Genomic DNA, 14,819 nt, shown 5'->3' with positions numbered 1-14,819 from the left:
GGCGACACGGGCGCCCTGCGCCGCAGGGCGGACCTAGTCCGAAATGCCCGAATAGGCCACGACGCCGCGCCGGACGAGCCCGATCGCCTCGCGGCAGAGCCGGGCGATCCGGGGCTCCAGACCCGGCACCTTCGCCAGCTGGTCCAGCAGGTCGATCACCTGCTTGGCCCAGCGCACAAAGTCGCCGGCGGCCAGGTCGGTACCCTGCAGCGCGGCCTGCAGCCCGCGTCCGCGGGCCCACTTGTGGATCGGCCAGACCAGGCCGAATTCCGGCTCGCTGCTCAAGGGCAGCCGGTGCCGCTCCTCGAGTTCGGTCAGCGCGGCCCATTCCTGCACGGCGGTTTCCACCGCGGTTTCCAGGGCGATGGCGGGCATCCGGGGCCGGAGCCCGGGTTCCTCCCGTTTGGACTGGTACACCAGCACGGAGACGAAGGCCGCCAGCTCGGCAGCGTCCAGGTCGTCGAAGGCCCCGCGTCCCAGGCACAGCGCCACCAGCAGGTCCCGGTCTCCGTAGATCCGCCGCAGCCTGGCGCCCGCAGGACTGATCGATACACTGCCGTCCGGCTGCGTCTGCAGGTAGTCGTAGGCGGCCAGCACCTCGCATACCCGGTCAAACGTTTTGGCGATGGTATTGGTCCGGCCCTGGATCTGTCCCATCAGCTGGTCGGTTTCGCGGCGCATCTTGTACCAGCGTTCGGCCCAGCGGGCATGGTCCTCGCGTTCACTGCAGCCGTGGCACGGATGGGCCTTGAGCCTGCGCCGCAGTTCGGTGATCTGCCGCTCGTGCCGTTCCGAACCGGGCAGGACGAAGTCACGGAACTCGGCACCACGCCGCGGTGGCCGGTGCTCGTGCAGGGCATTGCGGATGGAGGAGGCCAGGTCCCGGCGCGACTTCGGGCTGCGCTCGTTGAAGGTCTTCGGCACGCGGATGCTGGAGACCACCTCCACCGGGCCGTCGAAGTCCTGCACGGACAGCCGCCGGACCTGCTTATCCATGGTCAGCACGCTTGGCCGCGGTTCGTGTCCGGAGAAGTCCGTTGCGAGCACGACGGCGTAGCCCTCGCTGCGCCCGCCGGGGACCTCCACGATGTCCCCGCGCCGCAGCCTTTCCATTGAGTCCGCGGCCGCATGCCGGCGCTGCCGGGAGCGCGAGGTCGCGGAGTCGTGTTCGGCGTCCTTGAGCTGCCGGCGCAGCTCGGCGTACTCGGTGAAGTCCCCGAGATGGCAGGCCATCGCGCTGGTGTAACCGGCCAGGGATTCCTCCCGGCTGCGCACCTGCTTGGCCAGGCCGACCACCGAGCGGTCGGCCTGGAACTGGGCGAAGGAGGTTTCCAGGATCTCCCGGGCCCGGGACCGGCCGAACTGCGCAATCAGGTTGATGCTCATGTTGTAAGTGGGCCGGAAGCTGGAGTTCAGCGGGTAGGTCCGCCGCGAGGCCAGGCCGGCCACCGCAGCCGGGTCCGTACCGGGCTGCCAGAGCACCACCCCGTGGCCCTCGACGTCGATGCCGCGGCGCCCGGCCCGGCCGGTCAGCTGCGTGTACTCGCCGGCGGTGATGTTCACGTGCGCCTCGCCGTTGAACTTGTCCAGCTTCTCCAGCACCACCGTGCGGGCGGGCATGTTGATACCCAGGGCCAGGGTCTCGGTGGCGAAGACGGCCTGGATCAGCCCGTCCGCGAAGAGCTGCTCCACCACCTCCTTGAACGCCGGCAGCATGCCCGCATGGTGGGCGGCGATCCCGCGGACCAGGCCTTCGCGCCAGGTCCAGTAGCCGAGCACGTCCCGGTCCTCGTCGGGAATGTCCCGGGTGGCCTCGTCCACCCGGTCGGCGATGATCTGCCGCTCCCGCTCGGTGGTGAGCACCAGCCCGGACTCCAGGCACTGGCGGACCGCTGCCTCGCAGCCGTTGCGGGAGAAGATGAAGGTGATGGCCGGCAGCAGCCCTTCCTTGTCCAGCCGGGCGATGACCTGCGGCCTGCTGGCCTTGGGAATCCGGGTCAGCGTCTGGACCGGACGGCCGGGGACGCGCCGCCCGCGCCGGCCGCCCGGGCGGCCCCAGTTGGCGCTGCGGTTGAGCCGGCTCTCTGAACTGGCCAGCTTCACCAGCTCGGGATTGACCGTGTACCGGCTGTCCGGCCGGGCCGAATCCGAGGCCAGCGCCGGCGCGGCCTCGTCGAAGGCAACTTCCGAGGCGAACAGGTCCAGGATGTCCTTGCCGACCATAACGTGCTGCCACAGCGGCACCGGGCGGTGCTCGGAGACGACGACGTCGGTATCACCCCGGACCGTGTCCAGCCAGGCGCCGAACTCTTCGGCGTTGGATACCGTGGCGGACAGCGAAACCAGCTGCACGTCCTCGGGCAGGTGGATGATCACTTCCTCCCACACGGCGCCGCGGAACCTGTCGGCCAGGTAGTGCACCTCGTCCATCACCACGAAGCCCAGGTCCGCCAGCGTGTCCGAGTTGGCGTAGAGCATGTTGCGCAGCACCTCGGTGGTCATGACCACCACATCGGCATCCGGATTCACCGAGACGTCCCCGGTCAGCAGGCCCACCCGTTCGGAGCCGTAGGTGCGCGCCAGCTCGTTGTACTTCTGGTTGCTCAACGCCTTGATCGGCGTGGTGTAGAAGGCCTTCAACCCGCGCTGCAGGGCCAGGTACACGGCGAATTCTCCGATCGCCGTCTTGCCCGCCCCGGTCGGTGCGGCCACCAGGACACCGCGGCCGGCTTCGACCGCTTCGCAGGCCTCGCGCTGAAACGGGTCCAGCTCGAATCCGAGGGTCTGCGCAAAGGCATACAGGCTGGTTTTCTGGAACGCCGCCCTGTCGGCCGCGGCCCGGTACCGCTCGGATGGAGAACTCATATTAGAAGCCTACGCGCTGTCCGGCGGCGCCCTAAAACCGGTGCGCACCCGGCTGGCAGCCTGAGGGCGCGGGCCGCGGGCACCCCGCGCTCAGGATTCGGCGGATCCGCCGAGTTCCTCCAGCGGGGTCGCCCGGCCGGCGGTCTTGGCGATGTCGGCCTCCCGCGCTGCCTGCCGGCGTTCCCGGCGCTTGTCATTGACCAGGCAGACACCCACGGCGACGAAGAACAGGAACAGCAGCGGTCCGGCCAGCAGGAACATGGACATCGCATCCGGGCCCGGGGCGGCCATGGCCGCCACCACGCACACGACGAACACAATGATCCGCCAGCTCTTGACGATCCGGCGACCACTGAGCAGTCCGGCAAAGTTGATCCCGACCAGGACCACCGGGGTGAGGAACGCAACACCGAGCGAGAGCAGCATGCGCATCACGAAGGTCAGATAGTCCGTCGCCAGGATGATGTTGGAGCCGCCGGCGGGCGTGAACATCGTTAGGACCTTGACGATCTCGGGCAGCACCAGCCAGCCGAAATAGATCCCAAGCAGGAACAGCGGCACCGCGGCCAACATGAAGCCCAGGGTGTAGCGGCGTTCCTTGGTCTTCAAACCCGGCGTGATGAAGGCCCAGACCTGGTAGATCCAGATGGGCGAGCTGATCAGGATGCCCAGGAAGATCGAGATCTGGATCTTCAGGTCGAAGGGCGAGCCCACGCTGCCGAAATTGATCTCGGCCTGGCGTCCCTGTTGGGCCGAGATTTCGAACATTGGCTGCTGGACCGCCGCCATCACCGGATCGTAGAGGAACCATCCTCCGACGGCGCCGGCCAGCACCGCAACAGCGCAGACGATCAGCCGGTTCCGCAGTTCCCGGATGTGCTCCTTGAGCGGCATCCGTCCTTCCGGGTTGGCCTTTCGTCCGGTCTTTCGAGCCATCGGCCTTTACTGCTGGCTCGGCGGCTTGGTGCCGCCGTTGGCGTTGGGCGCCTGTTCTTCGTTGCGGACATTCTGCGGCGGATTCACCACACGGCCTTCCACGGGCTGGTCCGGGGCAGGTGCCGAAGGATCATCGTCCTTCATCTGCTTGACCTCGGACTTGAAGATCCGCAGGGACTGACCCACGCTGCGGGCAAGGCCGGGAAGCTTCGGCGCACCGAAGAGCAGGATGACAACAATGACCAGGATGATGATTGTCGTCGGGCTTTCGAAGAGGCGTCCCATAACGCAGTTCCTTTCGTTCGAATCAATCCTACGTCAGTCCGATGTCACTCAATGACTGCCGCTGGCCCCGCGCCGCCCGGCGCGCCACCCGCCGGTCCCGCCGGGCCTGGCGCCGGCGGTCCTTGCCCTCGGTGAAGTCCGCGCGGGCCTGCCCGGGGTCCAGGAAGACCGCCGGCACGAAGGCCTCAATGCCGGTATCCGGCGCGTCCGGCCCGGCTGCCGGCGGCGGTTGGAACTTGGCAGCCGCCTGCTCGAACTCGGCCAGGGTGGCCATGAAGGCCCGGAAGATCCGCCAGCCAAGGAAGATCACAAAGAGCAGGGCAACTGCGCACAGTGCCACCCAGAGCAGGATCCAGAACCAGAACGGCACGGCTCAGGCCCCCTTCCGGCAGGTGGCGGCCAACGGCCCGGCCGCTTCGGCCGCTTCGCGGAGCCAGGCCAGGGTGCCGGCGGCCAGGCCGGCCGGCTCGAGCACGGAGACTTCGCCGCCGTGCCGCGCCACCAGTCCCGGTACCAATGCCGTCGAGGCGAGCCGCAGTTCGGCCACGATCCCGCCGTCGGCCAGGCTGACGCGGCGCACCGCGTTGTACTGCTCGGCCAGCGTGGCCAGCCGTGCCGAAATGCGCAGCACCACATGCTCGTCGCTCTCGCGCGGGGTGAACAGGCTCTGCGGGAATCCGGCGTCGGGGCCTTCAGGCCCGGCAAAGTGCCTGCCGCTGGCGGCCAGGGAACGGATCCGGTCCACCCGGAACTGCCGCTTGCCCTGCTGCTTGTGGCACCAGGCGCTGAGGTACCAGTGCCCGTCCTGGGCAAAGACCTGCAGCGGATCGATCTGCCGGACAGTGACCTCGTCGCGTGAGGGCACAAGATATTCCATGCTCAGCGTCTGGTGCGCCAGCACCGCGTCCTGGAGCTGCTGCACGTACGGCGCGGCCTGGGCGTCGTCGAAATCCGCGGCTACAGCGCGGAAGCCGTCGTCGCCGCCGGTCGCCTCCAGCAGCTTGCGCAGGGCGGTGGTCAGGGCCCTGCGGTCCCCCACCCCGGGTACGGTTTCCAAGGCCTGCAGCCCGACCACCAGGGACAACGCCTCATCCAGCCCCAGCCGCACCGGCTGGGCGATCTCATCCGCATTCCGGATGAAGATGCTGCCGGACTCCCAATCCGCTTCGATCAGCTGGTCCGGGCCGTAGCCGGGGGCACCGCAGACGAAGAGCAGGTTCAGGTCCTTGACCAGCTGGGCGGTCGAGATGTGGAACAGCCTGGCGGTTTCGGCCAGATCCGCGCCTTGGTTGGCGGTGACGTAGGAAACCAGGTCCAGCAGCCGCGGCAGCCGGTCCAGCGAGGACGTCTTCTGGCGCGGGGCCCCGGCACGCACTGCCGGTTCCGGCAGCCGGTACGACGGCGCGGGTTCCCGGGCCGCCGCCAGCGCCCCTTCCAACCGGCGCCGGACGGCCTCCGCCAGTTCCGGCGGCGCGGCCACACGCACCTGCGCCCCGTGCGCCGCGATTTCCTCGGCCAGCACGTCGACGTCGCTGAACCGGTAAGCGACCCGGTCCCAGCCCGACTGCGCGGAGTCCGCCACGGCCGCGCCGCTGCGGAACACATTCGCCCGGCCTGGCCGCAGCAGCAGCTCTGCCATCTGGTCACGCCCGCTCGGATCCAGCGCGGCCAGGGCCGCACGCATAGTGAAACCATCGGGCCGTTCGAAGCGGCCGGACAGTTTTTTGACCTCGGACACCACGCGGGAGAGCCGGAAGGTCCGCTCGCCGCCCTTGTCGATGTCCCGGCCGACCAGGTACCAGTTGCCAAAGCGGTTGCCCAGGCCCCACGGTTCAACCCGGCGGGCGGTGACCTCGCCGGCGCCGCCGGCGCGGTAGGCGAAAGACACCGGGTAGCGGTCCAGGACGGCATCGAGCATGTCATCGAAGGCGGGTTCTGCGGTCCGCAGCCGCGGTTCGACGCCGATCAGCGTATCCGACTCGGCCAACGCACCGCGCACGTCCAGCCGGCGCACTGCCCGGGCCGCGGCCGAGCCCAGCGACGCCTGCTGCCAGACCCGGGACGCCAGCGAGAGTACTGCGGTCTCTTCCGCGGTGAAGGAAACCTCCGGCAGCCGGTAGGCGCTGCGGTCGATCCGGTACCTGCTGGCGCTTTGGTCGTGGTCGAAGAAGGTGTCCTCGGAGAAAGTCTCGACCGGCACTCCCATGTCCCGCAGTTCTTCCTTGTCCCGCTCAAACTGGCGGTTGAAGGCTTCCTCGCTGGAAGCCTCCTGGTAGGACGGGATGAGGGAGCGCAGTTCTTCCTTGCTGTACCCGCGACGCCGCTCCAACAGGGCGATGGTCAGGTTCAGCAGGCGCTCGGTCTTGGACACGGACATGGCTCCAACGTTACTGTCTGGACGTGCCAGGCGGCGAAGTTAATGAAACGGGCGGGGTAACGATGACCTAACGTTCATCGCCACCCCGCCCGGATGCCCTTTGAGTGGGTTCCGAGGGCCCCAGCGTGGCGACGAAGTCGACACGCTGGGAGGAACCCAATCCCTAGCGGACGGCGAGCAGGTCCACCACGAAGATCAGGGACTCGTTCGGGCCGATTGCCGAGCCGGCGCCGCGGCCGCCGTAAGCCATTTCCGAGGGGATCTCCAGCCGGCGGCGGCCGCCGACCTTCATACCCAGCAGGCCCTGGTCCCAACCCTGGATGACCTGGCCGACGCCTACCCGGAAGTCCAGCGGGGCCCCGCGGTTCCAGGAAGCGTCAAACTCCTCGCCGGTGGACCAGGCCACGCCGACATAGTGCGTGGAGACGGTATCCCCGGACTTGGCCTCGGGGCCATCGCCGACGATGATGTCCTCGATCCGCAGTTCGGTCGGGGCCTCGGTGCCGGGAAATTCGATCTCGGGCTTCTGGCGGTCGTATTCGCGCTGGCCGAATGACATAGGTGTTTCCTTTCGTTGGGGAACAGGTGGTGGATTACTTGACTTCGGTGAGATCGACGTAGAAGACCAGGTCGCCGATGGCGTCGCCCTGGCCGCTGGCATAGGCCATTTCGGCCGGGATGGAGAGCATGACCTTGGAGCCTTGCTTCAGTCCGGTCAGGCCCTTGGTCCAGCCTTCGATGACCTGGTTGAGCGGGAACTCGGCGGCCTCGCCACGGGAGTAGCTGGAGTCGAATTCCTTGCCCTTGCCCCAGTTCCAGCCGGCGTACTTCGCCTTGACGGTGCTCTGGGCCGTTGCCGTCTTGCCGGTTCCTTCCTCAAGCACCTGGACGACCAGGTTGTCCGGCGCTTGGTTGCCTTCCGGCAGCTTCACGGACGGTACGCCCTTGGCGTCCAAGGTGATCTTCGGCAGCTTGCCCGCCTTGTCCAGCTCCGCGACCTCGGCGGCACTGGCCTTGACGGGCTTGTTCTTGACGTCTTCGACCGTCAGGACCACCAGCTGCGGGTGCTGGGCGGGCGCGGAGGCGTTGCCGGCGGCGGGAGCCTTGTAGTAGTAGGCCACCTCGGAGCCGGTCTTGACGCCCTTGAGCGCGTTGTACAGGTCCGGATCGCCGGACTTCAGGGAGTTGTCGACCGGAAGGGTCTGGGCACCGGCAGCGGTGTAGGTTTCGCTGCTCTGGGTTCCGGTGGTGGCGTCGAAGCCGGCCATGCGGTATCGGATCCACTGGCCGTCCTGTGCTCCCGCACCCTCCCCTTCCTTGAGCACCTTGGCGGTGGTCTTGGGCAGTTCCAGCGGAGTGTCGAACTCCACCTTGGGGGCCTTGCCGGCGCCGGCCTGGGTCACTTTCACTGCGTCCAGCGACGTGGCTCCGGCGGAAGAACCGCCGTTGGAACCATCCTCGGCGCCTGCGCATGCGGACAGCAGCAGGGCACAAGGCAGCAGGATTGCTAATATTTTGCGCACGGTTCAACTTTCAATGGAGGTCATTGCCGTGCCCATTCTTTCAGAGAAAACTGTGCCGGGGCAGGCAGGGGCCGGACGGCAGCGCGGTCCCGGCGCCGTTCAGAGCGAGGCCAGCAGGGTATCGACCCTTTCGTCGGTGCTGCGGAAGGGGTCCTTGCACAGGATGGTCTGCTGGGACCGGTCATTGAGCTTCAGATGCACCCAGTCCACGGTGAAGTCCCGGCCGTGTTCGCGTGCCGCGCGCACGAAGTCCCCGCGCAGCTTGGCCCGGGTGGTCTGCGGCGGGGTGTCCACCGCAGACTTGACGTCGGCATCGTCCACGACGCGGTCCACCTCGCCGCGGCTCTGCAGCAGGTAGAACAGCCCGCGGGTGCGCGAGATGTCGTGGTAGGTCAGGTCCAGCTGGGCCAGCCGTGCCGATTCCAGGGTGAGGCCGTGGCGGGCCTGGACCCGCTCGATCAGCTTCTTCTTGATCGCCCAGTCGATTTCCCGGGCGATGCCCTCATGGTTTCCGCTGGCGACGGCGTCCAGCGTCCGCTCCCACAGGTCGAGGATCCTGGGCACATGCGGAGTGTGCGCCCCATGCTCGTCGATGAAGTCCTTGGCCTTGGCCAGGTACTCCTGCTGCATCTGTACGGCCGACATTTCCTTGCCGTTGGCCAGTTTCAGCGCCCTGGTGCCGGTCAGGTCGTGGGAAATGTCCCGGATGCTGCGGATCGGATTCTCCAGCCGCAGGTCCCGCATGATCGTCCCGGCCTCGATCATCCGCAGCAGCAGGTCCACGGTGCCGATCTTCAGCAGCGTGGTGGTCTCGGACATGTTCGAGTCCCCGTTGATCACATGCAGCCGGCGGTAGTACTCGGCGTCCGCGTGCGGCTCGTCACGGGTGTTGATGATGGGACGGGACCGGGTGGTCGCAGAGGAGACGCCTTCCCAGATGTGGTCGGCGCGCTGGGAGAAGGCGTAGATCGAGCCGTTCTGGGTCTTGAGCACCTTGCCTGCCCCGACCAGCAGCTGGCGGGTGACCAAAAACGGGATCAGGATATCCGCCAGCCGGGAGAACTCCAGCTTCCGGGGAATGAGGTAGTTTTCGTGGCTGCCGTAGGAGTTTCCGGCGGAGTCCGTGTTGTTCTTGAACAAGTAGACGCTGCCTTCGAAACCCTCCTTGTGCAGCCGGTCCTGGGCCTCGTTCATCAGGTCCTCGAGGATCAGCTCCCCGGCGCGGTCCTGGGCGACCAACTGTGCCACGTCGTCGCACTCGGCGGTCGCGTACTCCGGATGCGACCCCACGTCCAGGTACAGGCGGGAACCATTGGTCAGGAATACGTTGGAGGACCGGCCCCAGGTCACCACCTTGCGGAAGAGGTAGCGGGCCACCTCTTCCGGCGAGAGCGGACGGGATTCCGGAGCCGAGTAGGAAATGCCGAACTCGGTCTCCACACCAAAAATGCGCCGGTCCATGACTGTCAGTCCTCCCCTGTACCCAGTACCGCGGCGACCTCGGCAGCCGGCAGCCGGCGGAACGCACGGCGGTTGCCCCGGCTGGACAGCGGGTCCCTGTCCAGCACCGCGATTTCAAGCAGGTCCGGCGAGAGCCGGCGGGCACCCGGATCCGGGTTCTCGCCGGCGCCGCCGCCTGACAAGGCCGCCACGGCGGTCCGGATGACCTCCGGGAAGTCCATGGATTCCTGCCAGCTGCCGCGCAGGGACTCACTGAGCGAGTCGGCCTGGCCGCCCATCACCACGAAGCCCTTCTCGTCCGCGATCGAGCCGTCGAAGGTCAGCCGGTACAGGTGGTCCTGCGCCGGGGTCGTGCCAACCTCGGCGACGGCGAGTTCGACCTCGAACGGCTTCGTGTCCGCAGTGAACACCGCGCCCAGGCTTTGGGCGTAGACGCTGGCCAGCCCGCGGGCCGTGACGTCCCCGCGGTTGTAGGAGTAGCCGCGCACGTCCGCGTAGCGGACGCCGGCCTGGCGCAGGCTTTCGAATTCGTTGTACTTGCCAACGGCGGCGAAGGCGATCCGGTCGTAGATCTCCCCGACCTTGTGCAGCGACACCGAGGGATTCTCAGCCACCAGCGCAATTCCCTCGCGGCAGCTGAGCACCATGACCGACCGGCCGCGGGCAATGCCCTTGCGGGCGAAGTCTGCCCGGTCCTTCATCAGCTGTTCGGGCGAGACATAGAACTGCTGCGTCATGCTCAGGCCTCCCGTCCGGCGATGGTGCGCGAGGCGATGACTGCCTCGGACGTGGCGGCCAGCTCGGCTTCGGGAATGCGCCGGGCACCGGCCGCATTCACCGTGTACACCACCGGCCACACCTGCCGGACCGCGTCCGGGCCGCCGGTGGCTGAATCGTCGTCCGCGGCGTCGTAGAGCGCCTCGACCGCGACCCGCACCACGGCGGCTTCGTCCAGGTTCGGCTTCCACAGCTTCTTGAGCGAGCCGCGGGCGAAGACCGAGCCGGAACCCACCGAATGGTGCTCCTGTTCCTCGTAGCGGCCGCCGGTGATGTCGTAGGAGAAGAGGCGGCCTTCGCGCCGGTCCGTGTCATAACCGGCAAACAGCGGGACCACGGCCAGGCCCTGCATCGCCAGCCCCAGGTTGCCCTGGATCATGGCCCCGAGCCGGTTGGCCTTGCCTTCCAGGCTCAGCAGCGTGCCTTCGATCTTCTCGTAATGCTCCAGTTCCACCTGGAACAACCGCGTGACATCCAGGGCGATCCCGGCCGTGCCCGCGATCCCGAGGACCGAATACTGGTCCGCCGGGAAGACCTTCTCGATATGCCGGCTGGCGATCACATTGCCCATGGTCGCCCGCCGGTCCCCCGCCATCAGCACGCCGCCGGCGAACGTCATCGCAACGATCGTGGTGGCATGCGGCACCGCGCCGGCGGGGACCTGGACCCCGCCGGACACCGCGCCCCGGGCACCGGGCAGCAGCTCCGGCGCCGTGCGCGCCAGATACTCGGAGAACGAAGCCGTTGCCGAATGGGCTATCTGCGAAAAAACCGAACCTGGACCGCCTGCCGGCATGGTCATGGATTACTGACCGCCCTTCTGCACGAATCCGCGCACGAACTCCTCGGCGTTCTGCTCCAGCACGCCGTCGATCTCGTCGAGCAGGTCATCCGTGCCCTCGGTCTCGACCGTAGCCGTCGGGGCGGCGGCAGGTTCCGGCGCGGGAACGTCGTCGTACTCTTCCTCGACGCTGCGGCTTTCCACATTCTTGCGGTCCTTGGTTGCCATCACTGCCTCCTTGACGGTTGTACGGTCCCTTGGTGCCCACTGCCTGATGCCGGCGGCGCCGGCACTGTTAATAACGTAATCACGCTCGGACTAGTGCCTATGTTGCCACGCCATTGACTGGACCGGGACCCAGCAATGCCGAAATGAACTCTTCGGCCGAGGCGGACTCCTCGAAGAGCCTGCCGGTGAGCTCCCGCGTCCCGCGCAGCGGTTCCCGGGTGGGAATCCGCTGCAGCCTGCGGTTGTTGGGCAGGTCGAAAATCACCGAATCCCAGCTGGCCCCGACCACCTGTTCGGGGAACCTGTCGATGCACTTGCCGCGGAAGAAGGCCCGGGTGTCCGCCGGCGGCTCGCGCACGGCGTCCCGGATGGCCGCATCCTCGAGCAGCCGCTCCATCTTTCCCCGGGCCGCCAGCCGGTAATACAATCCCTTCTCCGGGCGCAGGTCCGCGTACTGCAGGTCGATCAGGCCCAGCCGCGCCGCGGACCAGTCCAGTCCGTCCCGCTCCCGGTAGGCTTCGAGCAGCTTCAGCTTGGCCACCCAGTCCAGCTGCGCGGCGGCCTGAAGCGGATCCCGGCGCAGCACCTGAAGCAGCCGGCCCCAGCGCTCCAGCACATCGGCGGTCATGCCCTCGTCCGTGCCCAGCCGGCGGCAGTGCGCCGCGGCCGCCTCCAGGTACATTTCCTGCAGGTCCAGCCCGGTGACCATGCTGCCGTCCTTGAGCGCCACCTTCTGCTGCAGCGTCGGGTCGTGGCTGATCGCCTGCAGGGCCTGGACCGGCTCGTGCAGCTGGATCTGCGGCACGTCGCCGTGCTCGATCATCGACAGCACCAGCGCGGTGGTGCCCAGCCGCAGGTAGATGGAGACCTCGCTCAGGTTGGCATCGCCGATGATCACATGCAGCCGCCGGTACTTCTCCGCGACCGCGTGGGGTTCGTCCCGGGTGTTGATGATCGGGCGCCGGATGGTGGTCTCCAGGCCCACCTCGGCCTCGAAGAAATCCGCCCGCTGGCTGATCTGGTAGCCGCCCTGCCGCCCGGTCAGTCCCCGTCCCACGCGGCCCGCCCCGCAAATGATCTGGCGGGAGACGAAGAACGGGATCAGACCGGTGACAATGTGCCCGAACGGCACGCTGCGCGGCATCAGGTAGTTCTCGTGCGCGCCGTAGGAGACGGACTTGTTGTCCGTGTTGTTCTTGTACAGGTTCACCGGGGCGAAGCCAGGCGTCTGGGCGATCCGGCGCAGGGCGGTGAGCACCACCAAGTCCCCGGCCTTGTCCCAGCGCACCGCGTCCAGCGGATTGGTCACCTCCGGGCTGGAATACTCGGGGTGCGCATGGTCCACGTACAGCCGGGCACCGTTGCTGAGCACCATGTTCATCAGCACCCCGCCGGAGGACTCTTCGGCGTAGAGATCGTTCCCGGACGGCCGGCGGCCGCCGGCGAGGGCGATCTGCTCGGCGTCCAGCACCGGCGGCATGTCGGTCAGCTGGGACGGATCCGCCTCCGCCCGGGAGACTTCCCAGCCGCGCGCGTCGTGCAGCGGCTCCTCATCCGTATAGTCCCAGCGCGTGCCGGCCAGGTTGCCCAGCCCGGCGCGCACCGTGGCGGCGTAGGCGTTGATGATCTGCGAGGAGAGCACCGTGGAATTGGCCAGCGGATCCCCCGGAGCATGGATGCCATACTCCGTTTCGGTCCCCATGACCCGGTTGACGCTCACAGATACTGCCCCGTATTCGGCATGGTCTCGATGGACTTGCCGGCTTCCTGGCCCGCCTTGCCCTGGATGATCGTACGGATGTAAGTGATGCGTTCGCCCTTTTTGCCGGAGATGCGCGCCCAATCGTCCGGATTCGTGGTGTTGGGCATATCCTCGTGCTCGCGGAATTCGTCCACCACGCCGCGGAGCAGGTGTTCGATCCGCAGGCCCTTCCGCCCGCTGGTCAGCAGGTCCTTAATGGCATTCTTCTTCGCCCGGTCCACCACGTTCTGGATCACCGCGCCGGAGTTGAAGTCCTTGAAATACAGCATTTCCGTATCGCCGCTGGCGTAGGTGACCTCCAGGTACTCGTTGGACTTGTCCGTCGAGTACATGGCTTCCACCGTCCGCTGGATCAGCGCGGCCACGGTGGCCTGGCGGTCATTGCCGTGCTCGGCCAGGTCTTCGGCATGGATTGGCAGGTCGGTGGTGATGTACTTGGCGAAGATGTCCGCCGCCGCTTCGGCATCCGGGCGCTGGATCTTGATCTTCACATCCAGCCGGCCCGGCCGCAGGATGGCCGGATCGATCATGTCCTCGCGGTTGGAGGCACCAATGACGATGACGTTCTCCAGCTTTTCCACACCGTCGATCTCGCTGAGCAGCTGCGGCACGATGGTGGTTTCGACGTCGGAGGAAACGCCGGTGCCGCGGGTGCGGAACAGCGAATCCATTTCGTCGAAGAACACGACCACCGGGCTGCCGTCCGAGGCCTTCTCCCTTGCCCTGGCAAAGATCAGGCGGATGTGCCGTTCGGTTTCGCCCACATACTTGTCCAGCAGTTCCGGGCCCTTGATGTTCAGGAAGTAGCTGCGGGCCTCCTTGGTGCCGGTGCGCTCGACGGCGCGCACGGCCAGCGAGTTGGCCACCGCCTTGGCGATCAGCGTCTTGCCGCAGCCGGGCGGGCCGTAGAGCAGGATGCCCTTGGGCGCCTTCAGACCGTGCTCGCGGTAGAGGTCGGGATGCAGGAAGGGCAGTTCGACGGCGTCGCGGATCTCGTCGATCTGGGGGCCGAGGCCGCCGATATCCTGGTAGGAGATGTCCGGGACTTCCTCCAGGATCAGGTTCTCCACCTCGCTGCGCGGGATCTTCTCCAGCGCGAAGCCGCTGCGCGCATCGATGGAGATGGCATCGCCGACCCGCAGCCGCTGGCGCATGAGCGAACCGGAGAGTTTGACCACGCGCTCCTCGTCGGCCCGGCCGATCACCAGCACGCGGTCCGTGTCGAGCATTTCCTTGATGGTCACCAGCTCACCGGCACGCTCGAAGCCCAATGCGGCCACCACCGTCAGGGACTCGTTGAGCAGGACTTCCTGGCCGGGGCTGAGCTGGCTGAGGTTGATCAGCGGGCTGACCGCCACACGCAGTTTGCGGCCGGACTGGACAATGTCCACGCTGTCCTGCACCGTGGCCGCCGCGTTCATGCCGGTGCGGGTCTGCTTGGCATGGTTGACCTGGGTGATCGTGGCAAAGCTGAAGGGCGTTTCGCCGTCCCGTTCCAATGCATCCTTGAGCCTGACGATCTCGCTCTTGGCCGCTTCAAGCATGGCTACGAGCCGGCTGTTGTTGATGGTCGCGGAAGCCAGTTGCTTGTCCAGGTTCCGGATCTTGTCCCGCAGGACATTGAGCTGGCGCTGTGCAACCGTCAATTCATCGGACGCTCCCCCGTCCGGCGCCGGTTCATGCATCGGGTTCTGGTTTTCACTCATCACCGTACCTGCTCTCTTGAAACGGGTGCCTTCCTACGACCCTAATCCGTCTACCTTACGAAGTCTTGTCGGCTTGACAATGAAAACGCCGCAGAGGCTGCCATAATTCCGGGCCGCG

At 67.1% G+C, this 14,819-nt stretch carries 13 protein-coding genes; all 13 read right to left on the bottom strand.

Annotation, left to right across the window (positions count from 1 at the left end):
- Positions 1-33: 33 nt before the first annotated feature.
- The 13 genes from LVY72_RS09495 to arc all read right to left on the bottom strand — a co-directional run bounded on the left by LVY72_RS09495 (position 34) and on the right by arc (position 14,701).
- Entirely contained in the window at positions 34-2,865 is a 2,832-nt protein-coding gene (locus LVY72_RS09495; protein ID WP_237820171.1) for a DEAD/DEAH box helicase, read from the bottom strand.
- Positions 2,866-2,955: 90 nt separating this feature from the next.
- On the bottom strand, positions 2,956-3,801 hold the full coding sequence (gene tatC, locus LVY72_RS09490) for a twin-arginine translocase subunit TatC (RefSeq protein ID WP_237820169.1): 846 nt from the start codon (positions 3,799-3,801) through the stop codon (positions 2,956-2,958).
- Positions 3,802-3,807: 6 nt separating this feature from the next.
- Positions 3,808-4,086, bottom strand: a complete 279-nt coding sequence (gene tatA / locus LVY72_RS09485) for a Sec-independent protein translocase subunit TatA (protein WP_237820167.1) — start codon at positions 4,084-4,086, stop codon at positions 3,808-3,810.
- A 28-nt stretch (positions 4,087-4,114) separates the two neighbouring features.
- On the bottom strand, positions 4,115-4,456 hold the full coding sequence (locus LVY72_RS09480; protein ID WP_237820165.1) for a hypothetical protein: 342 nt from the start codon (positions 4,454-4,456) through the stop codon (positions 4,115-4,117).
- A 3-nt stretch (positions 4,457-4,459) separates the two neighbouring features.
- The gene (locus LVY72_RS09475; protein WP_237820163.1) at positions 4,460-6,463 is read right to left on the bottom strand and encodes a helix-turn-helix transcriptional regulator; all 2,004 of its coding nucleotides are present in this window, start codon (positions 6,461-6,463) and stop codon (positions 4,460-4,462) included.
- A gap of 163 nt (positions 6,464-6,626) precedes the next feature.
- A complete protein-coding gene (locus LVY72_RS09470; protein ID WP_237820160.1) occupies positions 6,627-7,022 on the bottom strand; it encodes an FKBP-type peptidyl-prolyl cis-trans isomerase in 396 nt (131 codons plus the stop codon).
- Between the two features lie 34 nt (positions 7,023-7,056).
- Positions 7,057-7,986 (bottom strand): FKBP-type peptidyl-prolyl cis-trans isomerase, encoded by a 930-nt coding sequence (locus LVY72_RS09465; protein ID WP_237820158.1) that lies wholly within the window; start codon positions 7,984-7,986, stop codon positions 7,057-7,059.
- Between the two features lie 99 nt (positions 7,987-8,085).
- Positions 8,086-9,447 (bottom strand): Pup--protein ligase, encoded by a 1,362-nt coding sequence (pafA, locus tag LVY72_RS09460; RefSeq protein ID WP_237820156.1) that lies wholly within the window; start codon positions 9,445-9,447, stop codon positions 8,086-8,088.
- 5 nt (positions 9,448-9,452) lie between these two features.
- Positions 9,453-10,184: a proteasome subunit alpha gene (gene prcA, locus LVY72_RS09455; protein WP_237820154.1), complete on the bottom strand. Its 732-nt coding sequence runs from the start codon at positions 10,182-10,184 to the stop codon at positions 9,453-9,455.
- A gap of 2 nt (positions 10,185-10,186) precedes the next feature.
- Complete coding sequence (gene prcB / locus LVY72_RS09450; protein ID WP_237820152.1) at positions 10,187-11,026, bottom strand: proteasome subunit beta; 840 nt, start codon at positions 11,024-11,026, stop codon at positions 10,187-10,189.
- A 3-nt stretch (positions 11,027-11,029) separates the two neighbouring features.
- Positions 11,030-11,233 carry a ubiquitin-like protein Pup gene (locus tag LVY72_RS09445; RefSeq protein ID WP_237820150.1) on the bottom strand — a complete coding sequence of 68 codons (204 nt, stop codon included), beginning with the start codon at positions 11,231-11,233 and terminating at the stop codon, positions 11,030-11,032.
- A 97-nt stretch (positions 11,234-11,330) separates the two neighbouring features.
- Positions 11,331-12,935 (bottom strand): depupylase/deamidase Dop, encoded by a 1,605-nt coding sequence (gene dop / locus LVY72_RS09440; RefSeq protein ID WP_237820148.1) that lies wholly within the window; start codon positions 12,933-12,935, stop codon positions 11,331-11,333.
- 14 nt (positions 12,936-12,949) lie between these two features.
- Complete coding sequence (arc, locus tag LVY72_RS09435) at positions 12,950-14,701, bottom strand: proteasome ATPase (RefSeq protein ID WP_237820145.1); 1,752 nt, start codon at positions 14,699-14,701, stop codon at positions 12,950-12,952.
- Positions 14,702-14,819: the final 118 nt, after the last annotated feature.

Origin of the sequence: Arthrobacter hankyongi, from assembly GCF_022012395.1 — a bacterium.
GTDB classification, from domain to species: domain Bacteria; phylum Actinomycetota; class Actinomycetes; order Actinomycetales; family Micrococcaceae; genus Crystallibacter; species Crystallibacter hankyongi.
Note: the sequence above shows the minus strand (reverse complement) of the source record. Positions and strands in the feature narration are given on the sequence as shown.

Coding starts and splice junctions, on each gene's coding strand:
- LVY72_RS09475 (WP_237820163.1), bottom strand. CDS start 6,463: ATGTCCGTGTCCAAGACCGAGCGCCTGCTGAACCTGACCATCGCCCTG.
- tatC (WP_237820169.1), bottom strand. CDS start 3,801: ATGGCTCGAAAGACCGGACGAAAGGCCAACCCGGAAGGACGGATGCCG.
- dop (WP_237820148.1), bottom strand. CDS start 12,935: ATGGGGACCGAAACGGAGTATGGCATCCATGCTCCGGGGGATCCGCTG.
- tatA (WP_237820167.1), bottom strand. CDS start 4,086: ATGGGACGCCTCTTCGAAAGCCCGACGACAATCATCATCCTGGTCATT.
- LVY72_RS09470 (WP_237820160.1), bottom strand. CDS start 7,022: ATGTCATTCGGCCAGCGCGAATACGACCGCCAGAAGCCCGAGATCGAA.
- LVY72_RS09445 (WP_237820150.1), bottom strand. CDS start 11,233: ATGGCAACCAAGGACCGCAAGAATGTGGAAAGCCGCAGCGTCGAGGAA.
- prcA (WP_237820154.1), bottom strand. CDS start 10,184: ATGACGCAGCAGTTCTATGTCTCGCCCGAACAGCTGATGAAGGACCGG.
- pafA (WP_237820156.1), bottom strand. CDS start 9,447: ATGGACCGGCGCATTTTTGGTGTGGAGACCGAGTTCGGCATTTCCTAC.
- prcB (WP_237820152.1), bottom strand. CDS start 11,026: ATGACCATGCCGGCAGGCGGTCCAGGTTCGGTTTTTTCGCAGATAGCC.
- LVY72_RS09495 (WP_237820171.1), bottom strand. CDS start 2,865: ATGAGTTCTCCATCCGAGCGGTACCGGGCCGCGGCCGACAGGGCGGCG.
- arc (WP_237820145.1), bottom strand. CDS start 14,701: ATGAGTGAAAACCAGAACCCGATGCATGAACCGGCGCCGGACGGGGGA.